This window comes from Arthrobacter sp. B1805, assembly GCF_002929745.1.
Lineage (GTDB): Bacteria > Actinomycetota > Actinomycetes > Actinomycetales > Micrococcaceae > Arthrobacter_D.
In genome coordinates this window covers 1-1,025 of sequence record NZ_PJIQ01000055.1, presented here as the reverse complement: position 1 = coordinate 1,025, position 1,025 = coordinate 1, and the positions used below count along the sequence as shown (strand labels likewise).

The following is a 1,025-nucleotide window of genomic DNA, read 5'->3' as shown; positions in this document are numbered from 1 at the left end:
GCTTGCGGGAGCCGCATCTACTTGCCCTGCGTCCTCGGTGGCCGAGGGCTCCGCGTCCGCGGGGGCGGTCGCCGCGGTGTTCGTCTCCGTACTGGCTTCGCCCGTAGGGGCGGCCGGATCAGTTGCCGTGGTGGGACCGGTGGTTGCCGGGGTTACGGATTCACCGTCGGGGGCGTAGGTGAAGATATAGGACCCTTCGATGGGGTGCCCATCGGCGGACACGGTCCGCCAGTCCACCGTGTAGGAGTCCGCGTGTTCGAGTTCGACCCCGGTCGAGATGACCGGGCCGTCGATGGTGACCTCGCCCGAGCTGGCCGGGTGTCCGTCTCCGGCGGTGACCTCGATGATCGTCGTCTGCAGGGCGTCGCTGCTCTGGGGGGCCCCCGTGAGGGTAAGCGACACCTCGCCCGGGTCGGTGGTGATCGTCTCTCCTTCCGCCGGCGAGGTCGAGACGAGGGAGTCGTGGGCCTGGGCGGGAAGAGCGGTGGTCAGGCCGAGGAAGGACAGGGCCAGGCCGGCGGTCGCTGCGCGGGCAATGAAGGATCGCCCGGTGGTGGTGTTCATGATGAAAGCCTTTCGTGCTGTGTCGGACACGCTTCGGTGCCGTCACGCGGGATCAAGAAGGATCAAAGGGGGTGCCGTGGGGTGGGCGGCATGCTCCGCCGCACCCTAAACGGTGCTGGAGGTGTTCGCCTCGGGCGCGGAAGCTACGACGCGCTGCCCGGGTGCGGAACGGGCGGTCCGCGGACACCGCCGGCGTGGAAGTACGGCGCAGGATGCGGGCGGGTTAGATCCGCCCATGCCGGCAGATCGACGGACCGCACCGGGAACGGTGCCGGCGACGACGCCGGCAACCGGGGGGTGATCCAGGTCAGGAGGCGGGACAGCGCCGCATCACTCCTGGCCAGCACGATCGATACCAGAAGGGTGCCGATAAGGTGAGCGAGAACCATGAGAGTCGCAGACGGATGCTCCAGGACGTGCGCGTGGTCCTGCGGAAGCTCACCGATCGACCCCATACCCAT

The 1,025-nt window shown here is 68.7% G+C and carries 1 protein-coding gene and 1 pseudogene; both read right to left on the bottom strand.

Annotation, left to right across the window (positions count from 1 at the left end):
* A partial coding sequence (locus tag CXQ96_RS17865; RefSeq protein WP_146070948.1) for a copper resistance CopC family protein occupies positions 1 to 564 on the bottom strand: 564 nt, incomplete at its 3' end.
* 143 nt (positions 565 to 707) lie between these two features.
* Positions 708 to 1,025: pseudogene (locus CXQ96_RS18560) on the bottom strand (hypothetical protein); the annotation flags it as partial.